Raw genomic sequence first — 15,391 nt, 5'->3', positions numbered from 1 at the left:
GCGCCGCGCTCACGACGAGGCGTCGGTCTCCTCCTCGTCGGGCGCCTCGTGCTCGCTCCGGTCGTCCTGCGTCGGGTCGTCGCCGGGCGCGCCGTCGTCCGCCGCGTCGTCGGCGGGCACGTCCGCCGCGAGCGCCGCCGCGACCGCCGCCTGCGCGGCCGCGATCGTCGCCGCGTCGAGCACGCCCGTCGGGGGCACCCCGAGGTCCGTCTGCAGCGCGACGAGCGCCTGTGTCAGCGCGTCCGTCCAGGTGCCGTCCACCGGCCCGTCCCAGTACCCGAACAGGTGCAGCGTCTGCTGCAGGGCCGCCGTGGACGCGACCGCAGCGGCCGCCGCCGCTCCCCCCTTCGCCTCGAGGTCCGCGCGCAGGGCCGCGTCGGTCGCCTTGTCGACCGTGCCGGTGACCGGCAGCCCGTGCGCGGCCTGCAGCGCCTCGACCGCGGCGACCGTCTGCGGACCGTAGATCCCGTCGACGGTCCCGATGTCGTAGCCCGCGTCCGCCAGCGACTGCTGGAGCGCCGTCGTGTACGCGACGAACGCCTCGTGCGCCGCGAGCTGCTGCTCGTCCGCGAGGCAACCCGTCGTCGCGAACAGCCGCAACCACGCGGCCTCCAGCGCGACCGCGGCGGCGTCGAACTGCTCCGAGGCCTGGGCGAGCGGGGTGTCGTCGCTGATCCCCTCGGTCACGGCGGTGAGCTCGGCGTCGGCCTGCCGCACCCGCTCGACGAGCTCCGCGGGGGCGAGCGGCGTCGTCGTGGCCGTCGTCCGCTCGGCGGGCTCGACCGGCTCACCCGACGCCGCCTCCGACACCTCCAGGTCGGCGAGGATCGCCTGCGCCTCGGAGAGGGCGTTCCGGGCGTCCGTCACGGCCTGGTGCGCGTCCTGCGCCTCCTGCGCGTCGTCCACGACCTGCGCCCGCGGCGCTCGCAGGTCGTCGCCCGCGGTGACCACGTCGCCGACCGTCGGGGCCGTCGAGACGAGCAGGTCGCCGTACCGGTCGAGGGCATGGATGTAGTCCGTGGCGCTCGCGCAGAACGCGGCGGACGCCGCCGCCGCCGTCTCCTCGGCTTCCCGCAGGTCCTGCTCCCTCGCGGTGACGTCCACCCGCGCCCGGTCCAGGTCCGACGGTTCGTCCCCGTCCTGCGCGCACCCCGCGACGAGCAGCGCCAGCAGCGCGACCGTCCCGCCCCGCACCCACGTCGACGTCCTCACGGCGCCCCTCCCCGACGAGCGTCCGGTGTGCCGACGACCGCGGTGCTGCGGGCCTCGTCCCGGCTCCGCGACCCATCGTCGAGGGCGCGGGCTCCGCGGCACGCCATCCGTGACGGGTGGTCCCGTGCGCCTGCGGGGCGTCCGGGGGCGTGCCCTACCCCGACGCCACGCCGGTGGCGTGTCCCGGCGAGCGCGGCTCCCACGCGCAGCTCGGGTCCGCCGCCAGCACGTCGCCGGTGCGCGCGTACGCCTGCGCACGCGAGCCCCCGCACACCCTCCGGAACTCGCACCGCCCGCACCGGCCGCCCAGCGCGTCGGGGTCGCGCAGCGCGGTCAGCACCGGCGAGGAGCGGTACACGTCGACGAACGACGCCGACCGCACCGACCCGGCCACGACCGGCAGGAACCCGCTCGGGTAGACGTCGCCGACGTGGTCGACGAACGCGAACCCGCGCCCGGACCCGACGTCCATCGGCGGCCGCGGGGGCCGCCGCGGGAAGTCGCCGCCCGCGAGCGCCGCGACGGTGGCCCGGCGCAGGTCGAGACGCAGCGGGCCGGGCGGGAACGCGGCGTCGAGGTCGTCGGCGCCCGCCCGCTGCACGGCGAGCCGCCGGTGGTGCGCGGCCTCCGTCGCCTTCACCGGCACCAGGTCGGCGACCTCGTGCAGCCAGTGCAGCACGTCCTCCTCGTCGCGCGCCGGCAGGGCGTCGAGCGTCTGGCCACGGCCGGTCGGGACGAGGAAGAACACGCTCCACAGCGACACGCGCGCGTCGAGCACCCGGCGCAGCACCGCGGGCAGCTCGCGCGCGTTGCCCGCCGTCACGGTCGTGTTGACCTGGAGCCGCATCCCGACGTCGCGCACCGCGTCGAGGGCGCGCAGCGTGTCGTCGAAGACGCCCGGGACCCCGCGGAACGCGTCGTGCGTCGCCGCCGTGGCGCCGTCCAGCGAGATCGACACCGCCTTCGCCCCCGCGTCGCGCAGCTCGGTCAGCACCGCGCGCGTGAGGCGCGGCGTCACCGACGGCGACAGCGAGACGGGCAGCCCGAGCGACGTCCCGTACGCGACGAGCTCCGCCAGGTCGGGTCGCTCGAACGGGTCCCCGCCGGTGAGCACGACGAGCGGTCGCGGCGACCCGAACGACGCCAGGTCGTCGAGCAGCCGTCGCCCCGCGGCGGTGTCGAGCTCGCGCGGGTCGCGTCGCGGGATCGCGTCGGCGCGGCAGTGGCGGCACGCGAGCGCGCACGCCCGGGTGACCTCCCAGATGACGATGAACGGCCGCTCCGCGGTGTCGTGCCGCAGGGTGCGCACCGCCGTCCCCCGGCCGACCCTCGTGCCGCGCCGGTCGACCCCCGCCGCCTCGACCATCCGGGTCCCCTCCGCTGCCACGTCGCGCCGGGTCCGCGCCGGCAGGCGCCAGGCTAGGAACCCGTGACCGGCCGCCTCAGGACGTTCGTCCCACCCGCCGCACCGTCGCGGCGTCCGTCCCCGCCCGGTCGCCCGGGCGTGCCGGTGGCGCCGCCGCCGTCCCCGGCACCCACGACGCGCGCACGGCGACGGCCCGGACCAGCGGTCCGGGCCGTCGACCTCGCTCCCCCGGTACGTCGCCCGAGGGGATCTGCGCTACGCGCCGTCGCCCACCGGACGACCCGACGTCAGCGCGTCGTGCACGGCGTCCCGTTGAGCGAGAAGCTCGTCGGCGCCGGGTTGCTGCCGCTGTACGCGCCGTTGAACCCGAACTCCACGGTGCCGCCGGTCGCGATCGTGCGGTTGTAGTCGACGTTCCGCGCGGTCACCTGGGCACCGGCCTGCGTGGCCGTCGTGCTCCACGCCTGGGTGATCGTCTGGTTGCCGGGGAACGCCCACGTGAGCGTCCAGCCGTTCACCGGCGCGCCGTTGTTGGTGATGCGCACGTTCGCCGTGAACCCGACCTGCCACTGCGACGGTGCGGAGTAGCTGACCGTGCACGCCCCGCCCGGCTGCGGCGTCGAGGGCGTCGGGTTCGGCGTCGTCGGCGTCGGGTTCGGCGTCGTCGGCGTCGGGTTCGGCGTCGTCGGCGTGGGGTTGGGGGTCGCGTTGTTCAGCGTGTTGAGCACCGAGGTGTACGCCGCCTTCTTGTTGCCCGACCCGTCGAAGAGCAGCGGCGTGCCGTACGACCGCCACGAGTCGGAGTCGCGGACACCCCACACGGTGATGCCGGTGCAGCGCGACACGTTCAGGCAGGCCTGCACGACGCGCTGGTAGTTCTGCGCCTGCGAGGAGCCGGACCCCTCGATGTCGAGCTCGGTGATCTGCACGTCGACACCGAGCGCCGCGAAGTTCCGCAGGGTGGTCTCGTAGTTCGAGGGCACGGGGCTCTGGGCGTTGAAGTGCGACTGGAAGCCGACGCAGTCGATCGGCACGCCGCGCGACTTGAAGTCGCGGACCATGGTGTAGACGCCCTGCGTCTTGGCGTGCGACCAGTCGTCGGTGTTGTAGTCGTTGTAGCAGAGCTTGGCGTTCGGGTCGGCGGCGCGGGCGGCACGGAACGCCGCCTCGATCCAGTCGTTGCCCGTGCGCTGCAGGTTCGAGTCGCGGCGCGCACCCGACGACCCGTCGGCGTACGCCTCGTTCACCACGTCCCAGGCGTAGATCTTGCCCTTGTAGTACGACGCCACCTGGGTCACGTGGTTGAGCATCGCGTTCCGCAGGTCCGTGCCGGACATGTTCTGCATCCAGCCGGGCTGCTGCGAGTGCCACGCCAGCGCGTGCCCGCGGACCTGCTTGCCGTTCTGCCGCGCCCAGTTGAGGATCCGGTCGCCGCTCGAGTAGTTGAACTGGCCACGGTTGGGCTCCGTGGCGTCCATCTTCATCTCGTTCTCGGCCGTGATCATGTTGAACTCACGGTTCGCGATCGTCTGGTAGGTGCTGTCACCGAGCCGGCCCGCCGCGATGGCGGTGCCGAAGTAGCGCCCGCTCTGCCCGGCCGCTGCTGCGAGCGTGCTCTCCGCCGCCTGGGCGGGCTGCACGGCCGCCAGACAGGTGAGCGTCGTGGCGACGGCCAGTGTCGCGGCGGCGAGCGCGGTGCGCACGCGTCGCTGGTTCCCTCTCATGTGGCGCCTCTTTCGTGGGTACCCGCGCACGGCGGGTGGGGCCGGCGACGAGCGGCGCCCTTCGGCGTCTTCACCGATGAAGAGGCGTCCGCTGGTGCCGCGTCGTCGTTGTCGTCGCTCACCTTGCAGCGCGCACGCCGCCCCAGCCATCGTCTAAACATTTCAGGCGGACCGGGCGCCGACGTCAGGGGGCGACGTCCCGCGACGGCGCCCCTCCGCTCGTCGCAGCACGCAGCGGCGGAGCGCTGATACTGGGGATCATGGCGCGCGGTCAGGTGTCGACGGGTGAGCCCTGCGTGTCGCTGGTCCCGCTCTTCGCGGGGCTGACGCGGGAGCAGCAGGCGGACGTGGCGACCCTGGCCCGCCCGGTCACCGTGGGGCCGGGTGAGGTCGTCGTCCGGGCGGGCGCGCGGCAAGCGCCGCTGTTCGTCGTCCATTCGGGGATGGTGAAGCTCTCCCGCACGAGCGCCGACGGGAGGAGCACGACCCTCCAGGTCCTGGGCCCCGGCGACGTGGGCGGCGAGTCCTGGCTGCTCGCCGGGGAGCGGCCCGGGAGCGACGTGGTCACCCTCGAACCGGTGCGGATGTGCGTCTTCGAGCCGGCCGCGCTGGACACGATCGTCAGGGACTTCCCGAGCGTCGGGGTCGCTCTGCTGCGGTCGCTGGCGGTCCGGCTGCACTCCGCCGAGCGGATGCTCACGGCCAGGACGCTCTCCGACGTGAGTGCGCGAGTGGCGGCCTACCTCTTGGACTGCCCCACCACGTGGGGCAGCGACGGCACCGCGACAGCGCACCTCCCGATGGCGAAGAAGGACATCGCGACCTTCCTCGGGACGTCGCCCGAGACCCTCAGCCGGCGACTGAAGGCCTTCGCGCACGACGGTCTCATCCACGTGCGCGGCACGGACGTCGACGTGCGGGATCCGGTCGGCCTCGAGCTGCGCGCCCGAGGCGCTTGACGCAGGTCAAGGCGGCTCGACGGTCTCCCCTCCTACCGTCGACGCATCACCACCAGGAGGAATCATGAAGATCGCCGAGCTGCTCCGCCTGCTCGTCCGGCCCGCGGCTGCCCACTGCGACACCGAGGACGGCCCTGCTGTCACCGACGGACGTCGGGCCCTGCAGACCGGGAACGTCAACATCGCGCTCAAGTGGGTCCACCCGTCCCAGGAGCGGGAGGTGCGCGAGGCGTTCCTGCGCGCCGTCGCCACCCACGACCTGTCACCGGAGACCCGCGACGTGGCCGACCGCGACTTCCTCGACGTCCTGATCCGGGTCCACCGCGCCGGCGAGGGGGCCACCTTCACCGGCATCAAGCCGACCGGGACGCCCGTGCCCCCGCGGGTCGCCGCCGCCGACGAGGCGCTCTCCTCGGGCCGCATCGACCCGCTGCGCGGGCTGGTGGACGACGAGCGGTGGGACGAGCTGGAGCGCAGGTTCGACCGGGCGGTCGCCCTGCAGGGCTTCGACGTCGACGACCTGGCCGCGGCCCGGGAGTACCTGGAGGCGTACGTCGCGTTCGTCACGTACGCCGAGGGTCACGACCACGACCACCAGCACGCCCACCCGCACTGATGTGGTGGCTCACCCGGGTGCGGTCGCACTCGATGGCACCGACCCTGACCGACGGTCAGCTCGTGCTCACCACGTCGCTGCGGCCGGCTCAGGCGGTCCGCCGCGGTGACCTGGTGGTCCTGGACTCCCCCGTCGAGCCGGACCAGCAGATCGTCAAGCGGGTCGTCGGGCTGCCCGGTGAGAAGGTCACCTTCGACGCGGGGCGGGTGAGCATCGACGACCAACCCCTGCCGGAGCCGTACGCGAGCCCGTCGGTGTTCCGTGGTGAGTACGTCGTGCCGCCCGGGCACGTCCTCGTCCTCGGCGACAACCGGGACGCCTCCAGCGACAGCCGCTCCTGGACCCACCCCTACACGCCCCGAGCCGCCCTCCGCGGACGTCTGGTCCGAGGCCGCCGGCGACGGGGAGCGCGACCGGCACCACCCCGCCGGCTCCTGCTCCTGCGGGTCCACGAGGGATCGCGCACGACATGACGAAGGCCCGGACCGTGTGGTCCGGGCCTTCGTCGTTCTTGTAGCGGGGGCAGGATTTGAACCTGCGACCTCTGGGTTATGAGCCCAGCGAGCTACCGAGCTGCTCCACCCCGCGTCGGCTCGACTACCTTACGACACCGTTCGGACCAGACCAAATCGTCGCAGGTGAGGCCGGTCACAACGCCGGACCGGGCGCCGCAGGGAGACCCCACGACGCCCGGTCCGGTCGGTGCCGGCAGCGACTCAGCCGCCCGCGGCCTCCAGGTCGGCCTCGGCCTTGATCGCGTCCTCCACGGCCCGGGACAGGCGCTCCTGCGCCTCGCCGTAGGCGGCGAAGTTGCTGGTCTGCAGCGCGGCCTGGCTGTCCTCCAGCGCCTGACGGGCCTGCTGCAGGGCGAGGTCGAGCGACGCCCGGGCAGCCGCCGCGTCCGGCGGGACACCGTCGGTCGGGCTCTCGGTCGGGGTGTCCGTCGGCTCGCCCGTCGGCTCCTCGGTCGGCGGCGCGGTGCCGTCGTCGGGGTTGGTGCCCGCGTCGCCGGCCTCGGCGCCGGAGTCGCCGCCGAACACCTGGTCGAGCGCGCCGTCGAGGGTGCTCGCGAACCCGATGGAGTCACCCCACGCGACGAGCACCCGCTGGAGCAGCGGGAACGCGGTGCCGGACGCGGCCTGGACGTACACGGGCTGCACGTACAGCAGGCCACCGCCGACGGGCAGCGTGAGCAGGTTGCCGCGGACGACCTGGGAGTCACCGCGCGCCAGGATGTTGAGCTCGTTCGACACCGTCGGGTCGGCGTTGAAGTTGTTGTTCACCTGGCCGGGTCCGGGCACGGTCGAGTCGCGCGGCAGCTCGAGCAGCCGCAGCTTGCCGTAGTCCTCCGACGGCTTGCCCGCCTCCGACCCCGCCTCCGCGTCGACCGCGAGGTACCCGGTGAGCACCTCGCGCGCGCCGGAGCCGCCGGGGATGAACGTCGACATGAGCGAGAACCGCGCCTCGTCCTGGTCGGGCATGCGCAGCGTCAGGTAGTACGGCGGCTGCGGCACGTTGACGTTCGGGTGGGTCGGGTCGAGCGGGTTCGCCCAGAAGTCGTTCCCGGAGAAGAACTGGTTGGCGTCCTCGACGTGGTACCGCGTGAGCAGGGCGCGCTGCACCTTGAACAGGTCCTCGGGGTAGCGCAGGTGGCTCATGAGCGGGCCGCTGATCTCCGACAGAGGCTTGAGCGACGTCGGGAACACCTCGGACCACGCCTCGAGCACCGGGTCGGACGCGTCCCACGCGTACAGGTCGACCGACCCGTCGTACGCGTCCACCGTGGCCTTCACCGAGTTGCGGATGTAGTTCACCGTCTTCGGCTGGAGCGCCTGGATCGTCTCGGTCGTCTCCGTGAGGGCATCACGCGTGGCGCTCTCGAGCGACCGGCCGGCCGAGTACGGGTACTGGTCGCTCGTCGTGTAGCCGTCGATGATCCACTTCACGCGCCCCTCGACGACCGCGGGGTACACACGCCCGTCGAGCGTCAGGTACGGCGCGACCTTCGCCACGCGGTCGCGCGGGTTGCGGTCGTACAGGATCTGCGACACGTCGGTCACACGGTTGGAGAAGACGAGCTGCTCGTCGCCGAACTTCAGCGCGTACAGCAGCTTGTTCCAGGGGTTGCCGACGCTCGGGCCCGCCGAGACGTCCTGCGTCGGGAAGCGCGTGAGCTGCTGACCCTGGGCGTCGTCCGACGGGTAGTCGAACTCCCAGCCGTCGCCGCTCGGCGCGCCGACGATGGAGTACGCGGGCGCCTGCGGGCTGAAGTAGATGCGCGGCTCGTACTCGCCCATCTGCCCCTGGGACGGGATGCCCCCCTCCCAGAAGTCCGGGGCGCCGCGCCCGGCCGTCGTGTTGCCGTAGGCGGCGACGACGCCGAACCCGTGCGTGTACACGGTCGTGTCGTTGGTCCAGTTCCGCTGCGCGGAGTCGAGGCCCTCGAGGTCGAGCTCGCGCACCGCGATGACGGTGTCGCGGCTCTCGCCCTCGACCTCGTACCGGTCGACCGACAGCGAGTCGGGGAAGTGGTAGAAGCCGCGGATCTGCTGGAGCTGCTTGAACGAGGGGCTCACGACCTGCGGGTCGAGCAGACGGATCGACGCGGTCGTCTCCGCGTCGGACCGCAGCGCTCCGGCCTCGGCGGTGACGTTCGCGTCGTACTCGGACGTCTGCACGTCCTCGAGCCCGTACGCGGCGAGCGTCGCGTCGATGTTGCGCTGGATGTACGGCGCCTCGCGGTCCTGCTGGTTCGGCTGCACCTGGAAGCGCTGGACGACCGCAGGGTAGATCCCGCCGACGGCGATCGCCGCGATCACCATGAGGCCGACGCCGATCGCCGGGAGGCGCCAGTTCCCGCGGACCGCGGTGACGACGAACATGATCGCGACGAACACCGCGATGCCCGCGAGGATCGCCTTCGACGGGATGACGGCGTGCACGTCGGTGAACGCGGCGCCGTGGAACTTCTCGCCCGCCTTGGTGAGGATCGAGTACCGGTCGAGCCAGTAGTTCGCGGCGATGAGCAGCATGAGCACCGCACCGATCACCGACAGGTGCACGCGTGCGGCGCGGGTCGTGCGCGGGCCGCTGCCGCGACCGCCGCCGACCCGCAGGCCGCCGTAGAGGTACTGCGTCGCGAGCCCGGCGATCCCCGCGAGGATCGTCACGGCCATGAGGAACGACACGACGAACCGGATGCCCGGCAGCGTGAACAGGTAGAAGCCGAGGTCGATCCCGTACTGCGGGTCCTTCTCCCCGACCGGCTGGCCGTGCATCCAGAGCTGGACCGTCGCCCACTGCTGCGACGCGGCGGCGCCGGCGAACAGGCCGAGGACGGCAGGCCCGACGATCATGACGAGCCGGCGCAGCGGCTCGATCGCCTCGCGGTACTGGTCGAGGTTCGCCTGCTCGGGCGTCGAGGGCGCGTACACCGGGCGCGACCGGTAGCCGAAGCTCAGGCTCGCGGCGACGGCACCGGCCATGAGGCCGAACCCGAGCACGAACAGCACCGCGCGGGTGCCCCACTCGGTGCCGATCACCTGGAGGTAGCCGAGCTGGTCGAACCACAGCACCTCGGTCCAGACCTGTGCGAGCACGAGGACCAGGACGACGAGCACGCCGAGGACGACGAGCGTCGGAGCGAGCGCCCCGCGCCGGCGCCGGCCGGCAGGTCGTGGGCGGGGTGGGCTGGCGAAGGTCACGGAGCGTCCTCGTCGTCGTCGGGCTGGCTGACCGCGGCGGACCACGGCCGGGCGGCACGCGCACGCGCGGACCGCTCGCCGGTGTGAACGTGCTGCTCGAGGCTCAGGTTCCCACACGGGTGCGACCATGGTCCGGTGACACAGCCCCCCACCGCACCGCACCCGGGCGAGCGCGCGCTCGCCGACGCCGTCCGCGAGGTCGAGCACCACGTCGCCACCGCCGGGTGGGACGCACCGGTGCGGGTGTTCGCGCTGGTCAGGACGCAGTCCGCGCTCGCGACCGAGCCCGGCCTGGCGGACCAGCTGACGCACGACGTGCTCGACGCGGCGGCCGCCGACCCGTGGCACCTCACGTCCGTCGAGCAGGAGGGGCTGCCGTCGGCGCCGGACCTCGAGACGCTGCTCGCGGGCCTCTCGTGGCCCGACGCCGTCGACGGGGTCGCCGTGACCGTGGAGCGCGTCGTCCTGCCGCCCGCCGCCGAGGCCGACATGCCGCAGGACCCGGACGCGGCGCTCGCGTACCTGCTCGCGCACCCCGACCGCGCCGACGTGCGGCTCGCGGTCGGCGTGCTGCGCGACGGGCCGGCGTGGTGCGCGGTGCGGTCCCGCGAGCACGACGCGGACGACCAGGTCGGTCAGGGCCCGGACCTCGTGCCGGGCCTGGTGTCGGCGCTGCGCTCGACGCTCGACTGAGCGTCCTCGACGCCCGTCCGACGCGGGAGGGCGACGGCCCGGGCGCCCGGCGGCGGGCCGCCGGCCAGGTCGTCAGCCCGCGGCCGGTCCGGGCGTCGTGGCGTCCTGCGTGCACGTCGGCAGGTCGTCGGCCTCGCCCGCGCCGATCGCCTCCATCGCCACGCGCGCCTCGTGCAGCGTCGCGACGCTCACGACGCGCAGCCCGTCGGGCACGTGCCCGATGACCTCGTCGCAGTTGCGGTCGGGGGCGAGGAACCAGTCCGCTCCGTCGCGCTTCGCCCCGGCGAGCTTCTGCCGGATGCCGCCGATCGGCCCGACGGCACCCGTCACGTCCATCGTCCCCGTGCCGGCGATGACCTCGCCGTCGGCCTCGTCCTCGGGCGTGAGCTTGTCGATGATGCCGAGCGCGAACATCGTGCCCGCGCTGGGGCCACCGATGTCGTCGATGCTGATCGTCACGTCGACGGGCATGTCGAACGTCGGGTCGATGAGCACGCCGATCTGCGCGCCGCCGCCCTCCCGCTCGCTCGTGACGACCTCGACGTCGACGTCCTGCCCGTGCCGCTGCACGGTGAGCGTGACGGTGTCGCCCGGCTGCACGTCCGCGAGCGCGTCGACGAGCGACTGGTAGTCCGGCAGCGGCTCGCCGTCGAAGCCGACGAGCAGGTCGTTCTCCTCGAGCTTGCCCTCCGCGTCGGTCCCCTCGACGGTGCCCGCGACGAGCAGCGTGGCCGGGACCTCGTAGCCGAGCTCGGTGAGCGCCGCGACGGTCGCGTCCTCCTGCGACGACACCATCTCGGCCTGGTTGGACTCGTCGATCTGCTCCTGCGACACGTCCGGCGGGTACACCTGCTCGACGGGCAGCACGACGGACGACTCGGCGACCCAGCCGCCGAGGACGCCGAAGATGCTCGACGGGTACCCGGGGCCGCCGGTGCTCGACACGGTCGTGAGCCGCAGCTCGCCCGTGGACTCGTGCGTCTCCGCCCCGGAGATCTCGATCATGGGGGTGCCCGCGTGCTCGCCGAGGACGTCGCGCGTCGGCCCGGGGCTGTTGACCGCGTAGGGCGTGGGCAGCACGACGAGCACCGCGAGCAGCGTCGCTCCGGCCAGCAGCGACGTCGTCGTCGTGACGGCGCGCGGCGACAGCGGCCGCGGGGCGGGCTGCTCGTCGTCGTCGGGCAGCGGGTCGGTGGCGTCGAGCACGGAGCCGATCATCCCCTACCCGGATGTGTGCCACCGACGGCGCTCAGCCGCGACGCCGGGCCCGCGCCTGCCGCCAGACGGCGGCGGTGCCGATGAGGGCGACGGCGGCCCCCGCCGCCCCGAGCGCCGCCGCGTCGCGCGAGCCCATCCGGCGTCCCGCGACCGCGACGCGGCCCTGCACGCCCTCGAGCAGCACGTCGAGGCACTCGGGGCTCGACCAGCGCGCCGACCACCCGGCCGCGGTCAGGCGGTCGGCGGCGACCGTCCACGGGTAGACGACGAACGCGAGCTCGGACGCCGGCGACGGGAGGACGCCCACGCGGTGCAGCCGCTCGGCGGTGCCGAAGGCGGTCGCGGCCGCGAGCTCGACCCGACGCATCCCCGCCGCGGCCTCGACCTGCGACGGCGACAGGACGTCGGGCGCGCCGACCGTGAGCGCGCCCGTCAGGCGGTGGTCGACGGCGAACCTCGCCGCCGACGCGACGTCGTCGACGTGCACGAGCTGCCACTGCCGCACGGCCCCGCGGACCGTCAGCAGGCGCGGGGCCTCGAAGTGCCGCGTGACGAACGTGTCGACGCCCGGACCGACGATCGCCGCGGGCCGCAGGACCGTGACCAGGGGCGTGCGCCGCCGGGCCGCGCGCGCGACGACCGCCTCGACCGCCGCGAGGTCGCCGACCAGCCCGTCACGGGGTGCGTCGGCGCCCGTCGGCAGCGGGTCGTCGTCGTGCACCACGGGCCGGTCGGGCCACGCGCCGTGCACGACGGCGGAGGTCACCACGACGACGTGCCGCACGCCGACCGCGCGCGCCGCCGCGAGCGTGTGCTGCGCGACCGCGACGGCCGCCGACCGCCGGTCCCGCGGTGCGACACCGGCGTGCTGCGCGAGGTCGGCCGCGTGGGACACGAGGACCACGACGTCCGCGCCCGCGAGCGCCGACTGCGGCTCGCGCTCGGGCAGGACCTCGACGGACCGGGCACCGTCCCACGCCGCGAGGGCCGCGACCGCGACCGGCCCCGACCCGACGACGACCACCCGGTCGGTCCGGTCCGCGGCGGGCGCGGCAGGCTCCGCACCTGCGGCGGCCTTCCGCCGGGGGGCGCGCGCGGTCGACGCGCCGCGCCTCGCCGCGCGCGCCGACCCCGTCCCGGACGCGTCCGTGCGCCCTGAGCGAACCTGCCCGTCCACCCGTCCCTCGTTCCTGTCCTGCGTGGTTACCGTGGATCCCGCCGGCCCCATCGTCGCAGGAGGTCCCCGTGAGCCCCGACAACCCCGCCGTGCCCGGGCCCGACGGGCCTGAGGTCCCCGCCTGGGAGCAGATGCTCCGGGCCATGCTGGGCGACGGCGCGGACGCGGCCATCCGCGAGATGCGCGAGCGCGGGTTCGACCCCGCCCAGATGGCGTCCGCGTCGGGGCTCCCCGACGACCCGCGGCTCGTCGAGCAGGCCGTCGCGCAGGTGCAGCGCCTGCTGGCCGCGGCCGGCGACGACCCGGTGAACTGGCAGATGGCGCACGACCTGGCGCGCCAGCAGGCGTCCGTCGGGGGCGACCCGGCTCTCTCCCCCGGGCGCGCCCGTGACGTGCTCGACGCGCTCTCGGTCGCCGAGCTGTGGCTCGACGCCGTGACCGACCTCCCGCCCTCGTCGGGCACCCCGCACGCGTGGAGCCGCGCGGAGTGGGTCGAGGCGACCCTCCCGACGTGGCGCACGCTCACCGAGCCGGTCGCCGCGTCGCTGTCGGGTGCGCTCGTGCAGGCGCTCGGCGCGAGCCTCCCGGAGGAGGCGGCCGGCGCGCTGCCGGGCGGCCTCGACCCGTCGCACCTGCTGCGCCAGCTCGGCTCCGCGGTGTTCGGCATGCAGGTCGGCCAGGGCGCCGGGACGCTCGCGCGCGAGGTCTTCGGCACGACCGACATCGGTCTGCCCTTGCTCGACGCGCCCGCGCCCGCGCTCGTCCCCGCGAACGTCGACGCGTTCGCGGAAGGACTCGACGCGCCGCTCGACGAGGTCCGCCTGTTCCTCGCGCTCCGCGAGGCCGCCGCGACCCGCCTGTTCACGCACGTGCCGTGGCTGCGCGCGCACCTCATGTCGACGGTCGAGGCGTACGCGCGCGGCATCACGATCGACGTCGACCAGCTCGAGGAGGCGGTGAGCTCGATCGACCCGACCGACGCCGCCGCCCTGCAGGAGGCGCTGTCGGGCGGGGTCTTCGCACCGCACACGACGCCCGAGCAGCAGGCCGCGCTCGAGCGGCTCGAGACGGCGCTGGCGCTCGTCGAGGGCTGGGTCGACGAGGTGACGGCCGCCGCCGCGATCGCCCACCTCCCGCACACCGTGCCGCTGCGCGAGATGGTCCGCCGACGTCGTGCCGCGGGCGGCCCCGCCGAGCAGACGTTCGCGAACCTCGTCGGCCTCGAGCTGCGCCCCCGCCGGCTGCGCGATGCCGCCGCGCTGTGGGCGCAGATCACGCGCGACGGCGGCGCGTCCGCGCGCGACGCCGTGTGGGACCACCCGGACCTGCTGCCGACCACGCAGGACCTCGACGACCCCGCGGGCTACGCGGCCCGTCGCGCGGCCGCCGTCGACGAGACGGCCGAGGTCGACCGCGCGCTCGCCCAGATCCTCGGCGACGCCACCGACCGGCCCGCGGACGGCCCGACGGCCGGCCCGACGGACGAGGCCGGGCCCCAGGAGCCGCCCGCCCGCTGAGCGGTCAGCCCCGCGTGCGCCGCGCGGGGTCGGCCAGCGCGACCGCGCCCGAGCCGCCCAGGGCGTGGGCACCGTCGGCGGGCTCGACGTCGTCCGCCGGCTCGAGCGCGACGGCGACGTCGGTCGCCTCGATCGCGGCCGCGTCGTCGTCGACCGCGTCGTCCACGGCCGTGGGCGCCTCGCCGTCGACGCCGGACGGCTCGTCGGCCCCGCTGCGGTCGCTCGCGTACGCGACCCCCTCGAGGAACCCGCGGGCCCGCTGCGTCCGCGGGTAGGCGTCGAGCTCCGCCCAGAACTCGGGCCCGTGCCCCGCGTGGAGCAGGTGCGCGAGCTCGTGGAGCAGCACGTAGTCGACGACCCACCGCGGCATCCCGCGCAGCCGGTCGGAGAGCCGGATCGTCCCGTCGCTCGGCGTGCACGACCCCCACCGGCGCCCCTGGTTGCTCGACCACGCGACGCTCGTGGGCCGGGCACGCCCGCCCAGGTAACGGGTCGACAGGTCGGCCGCGCGGGTCGCGAGCTCCTCGTCCGACGGGCGGCGACGACGCTCCTGCGCAGCGAGCCGCGTCATCATCCGGCGGACCCACTCGTGCTCCTGCGCCCGCGTGAACCGGGCGGGGATCGCGACGATGGTCCGCTCGCCCTCGCGCCACGCCGTCACCGTGCGCGCACGCCGGCGCGAACGGCGGACCTCGACCTGCGACAGGTCGTCCGTGGGCTGCACACCTGCACGCTAGCCCTCCCGGGCGAGCCCGTCCCGCTCTTCACCCGGTCGCGCGCGGCGTGTTCCGCATGATCACGGGGTCGGCGGGGTCGTGCGCCGCTACTGTGGACGACGCTCGGGCGCACCCGTCGGGACCGCGGCCGGCCGCCGGCACCGTCCCCCGGTCCGGTGCACGAGACCGAGGGAGGGACCCCGATGGCGGAGACCTATGCAGGCGAGTTCTACTGCGTGAAGTGCAAGGAGAAGCGCGAGGCCGAGGGCGAGGTCGTCGTGTCCGACTCCGGGCGACGCATGGCGAAGGCCACGTGTCCGGTCTGCGGGACGAAGCTCAACCGCATCCTCGGCAAGGCCTGAGCACCCACCTCTCAAAGGGCGCCGTCCGGTCGGACGGCGCCCTTCGTGCGTCCGGGCCCTCGGGCCTGTGGACGAGGTCCGCCGTCCGACGGCCGCCGGTGCCACAGTGGCGCGACCGTCGAGGAGG

At 74.6% G+C, this 15,391-nt stretch carries 13 protein-coding genes and 1 tRNA gene; 6 read left to right on the top strand and 8 right to left on the bottom strand.

The window, feature by feature from the left end; translation table 11 throughout:
- Nucleotides 1-9: 9 nt before the first annotated feature.
- The 3 genes from OOT42_RS06240 to OOT42_RS06230 all read right to left on the bottom strand — a co-directional run bounded on the left by OOT42_RS06240 (nt 10) and on the right by OOT42_RS06230 (nt 4,302).
- The gene (locus OOT42_RS06240; RefSeq protein ID WP_273654023.1) at nt 10-1,212 is read right to left on the bottom strand and encodes a peptidoglycan-binding domain-containing protein; all 1,203 of its coding nucleotides are present in this window, start codon (nt 1,210-1,212) and stop codon (nt 10-12) included.
- Between the two features lie 154 nt (nt 1,213-1,366).
- Entirely contained in the window at nt 1,367-2,521 is a 1,155-nt protein-coding gene (locus OOT42_RS06235; RefSeq protein WP_337251890.1) for a TIGR04053 family radical SAM/SPASM domain-containing protein, read from the bottom strand.
- A 344-nt stretch (nt 2,522-2,865) separates the two neighbouring features.
- Nucleotides 2,866-4,302, bottom strand: coding sequence for an endo-1,4-beta-xylanase (locus OOT42_RS06230; RefSeq protein WP_273654022.1), 1,437 nt, complete (start codon nt 4,300-4,302; stop codon nt 2,866-2,868).
- A 260-nt stretch (nt 4,303-4,562) separates the two neighbouring features.
- Here OOT42_RS06230 and OOT42_RS06225 point away from each other — a divergent pair, with 260 nt between their 5' ends.
- From OOT42_RS06225 to lepB, 3 genes are all read left to right on the top strand, one after another.
- Nucleotides 4,563-5,261, top strand: coding sequence for a Crp/Fnr family transcriptional regulator (locus tag OOT42_RS06225; protein ID WP_273654021.1), 699 nt, complete (start codon nt 4,563-4,565; stop codon nt 5,259-5,261).
- A gap of 64 nt (nt 5,262-5,325) precedes the next feature.
- A complete protein-coding gene (locus tag OOT42_RS06220; protein WP_273654020.1) occupies nt 5,326-5,877 on the top strand; it encodes a DUF6448 family protein in 552 nt (183 codons plus the stop codon).
- A 32-nt stretch (nt 5,878-5,909) separates the two neighbouring features.
- The gene (lepB, locus tag OOT42_RS06215) at nt 5,910-6,350 is read left to right on the top strand and encodes a signal peptidase I (RefSeq protein WP_423775968.1); all 441 of its coding nucleotides are present in this window, start codon (nt 5,910-5,912) and stop codon (nt 6,348-6,350) included.
- A 41-nt stretch (nt 6,351-6,391) separates the two neighbouring features.
- Here the strand turns inward: lepB and OOT42_RS06210 are convergent.
- Nucleotides 6,392-6,465, bottom strand: a tRNA-Met gene (locus tag OOT42_RS06210).
- A gap of 128 nt (nt 6,466-6,593) precedes the next feature.
- Nucleotides 6,594-9,581, bottom strand: coding sequence for a UPF0182 family protein (locus OOT42_RS06205; RefSeq protein WP_273654018.1), 2,988 nt, complete (start codon nt 9,579-9,581; stop codon nt 6,594-6,596).
- Nucleotides 9,582-9,716: 135 nt separating this feature from the next.
- On the opposite strand from OOT42_RS06205, the gene OOT42_RS06200 reads away from it, so the two are divergent.
- The gene (locus tag OOT42_RS06200; RefSeq protein WP_273654017.1) at nt 9,717-10,274 is read left to right on the top strand and encodes a PPA1309 family protein; all 558 of its coding nucleotides are present in this window, start codon (nt 9,717-9,719) and stop codon (nt 10,272-10,274) included.
- A gap of 72 nt (nt 10,275-10,346) precedes the next feature.
- Here OOT42_RS06200 and OOT42_RS06195 read toward each other — a convergent pair whose 3' ends face one another.
- Together OOT42_RS06195 and OOT42_RS06190 are read right to left on the bottom strand one after the other, a co-directional pair.
- Nucleotides 10,347-11,480, bottom strand: a complete 1,134-nt coding sequence (locus OOT42_RS06195) for a YlbL family protein (RefSeq protein ID WP_273654016.1) — start codon at nt 11,478-11,480, stop codon at nt 10,347-10,349.
- Nucleotides 11,481-11,523: 43 nt separating this feature from the next.
- Complete coding sequence (locus OOT42_RS06190) at nt 11,524-12,516, bottom strand: NAD-dependent epimerase/dehydratase family protein (protein ID WP_273654015.1); 993 nt, start codon at nt 12,514-12,516, stop codon at nt 11,524-11,526.
- Between the two features lie 221 nt (nt 12,517-12,737).
- Between OOT42_RS06190 and OOT42_RS06185 the strand changes: the two genes are divergently transcribed.
- On the top strand, nt 12,738-14,186 hold the full coding sequence (locus OOT42_RS06185) for a zinc-dependent metalloprotease (protein ID WP_273654014.1): 1,449 nt from the start codon (nt 12,738-12,740) through the stop codon (nt 14,184-14,186).
- A gap of 4 nt (nt 14,187-14,190) precedes the next feature.
- Here the strand turns inward: OOT42_RS06185 and OOT42_RS06180 are convergent, their stop codons facing one another.
- Entirely contained in the window at nt 14,191-14,910 is a 720-nt protein-coding gene (locus OOT42_RS06180) for a M48 family metallopeptidase (protein WP_337251889.1), read from the bottom strand.
- A 195-nt stretch (nt 14,911-15,105) separates the two neighbouring features.
- Between OOT42_RS06180 and OOT42_RS06175 the strand changes: the two genes are divergently transcribed.
- On the top strand, nt 15,106-15,264 hold the full coding sequence (locus OOT42_RS06175; RefSeq protein ID WP_272729399.1) for a DUF5679 domain-containing protein: 159 nt from the start codon (nt 15,106-15,108) through the stop codon (nt 15,262-15,264).
- Nucleotides 15,265-15,391 lie beyond the last annotated feature (127 nt).

Origin of the sequence: Cellulomonas fimi (genome assembly GCF_028583725.1) — a bacterium.
In the GTDB taxonomy this organism is placed as follows: domain Bacteria; phylum Actinomycetota; class Actinomycetes; order Actinomycetales; family Cellulomonadaceae; genus Cellulomonas; species Cellulomonas fimi_B.
The sequence above is the reverse complement of the archived record's forward strand: the minus strand, read 5'-3'. Positions and strand labels throughout refer to the sequence as shown.

Bases quoted from the DNA above. Each gene is read 5' to 3' on its own strand.
- OOT42_RS06230 (WP_273654022.1), bottom strand. From the start codon at position 4,302: ATGAGAGGGAACCAGCGACGCGTGCGCACCGCGCTCGCCGCCGCGACA.
- OOT42_RS06225 (WP_273654021.1), top strand. From the start codon at position 4,563: ATGGCGCGCGGTCAGGTGTCGACGGGTGAGCCCTGCGTGTCGCTGGTC.
- OOT42_RS06220 (WP_273654020.1), top strand. From the start codon at position 5,326: ATGAAGATCGCCGAGCTGCTCCGCCTGCTCGTCCGGCCCGCGGCTGCC.
- lepB (WP_423775968.1), top strand. From the start codon at position 5,910: ATGGCACCGACCCTGACCGACGGTCAGCTCGTGCTCACCACGTCGCTG.
- OOT42_RS06175 (WP_272729399.1), top strand. From the start codon at position 15,106: ATGGCGGAGACCTATGCAGGCGAGTTCTACTGCGTGAAGTGCAAGGAG.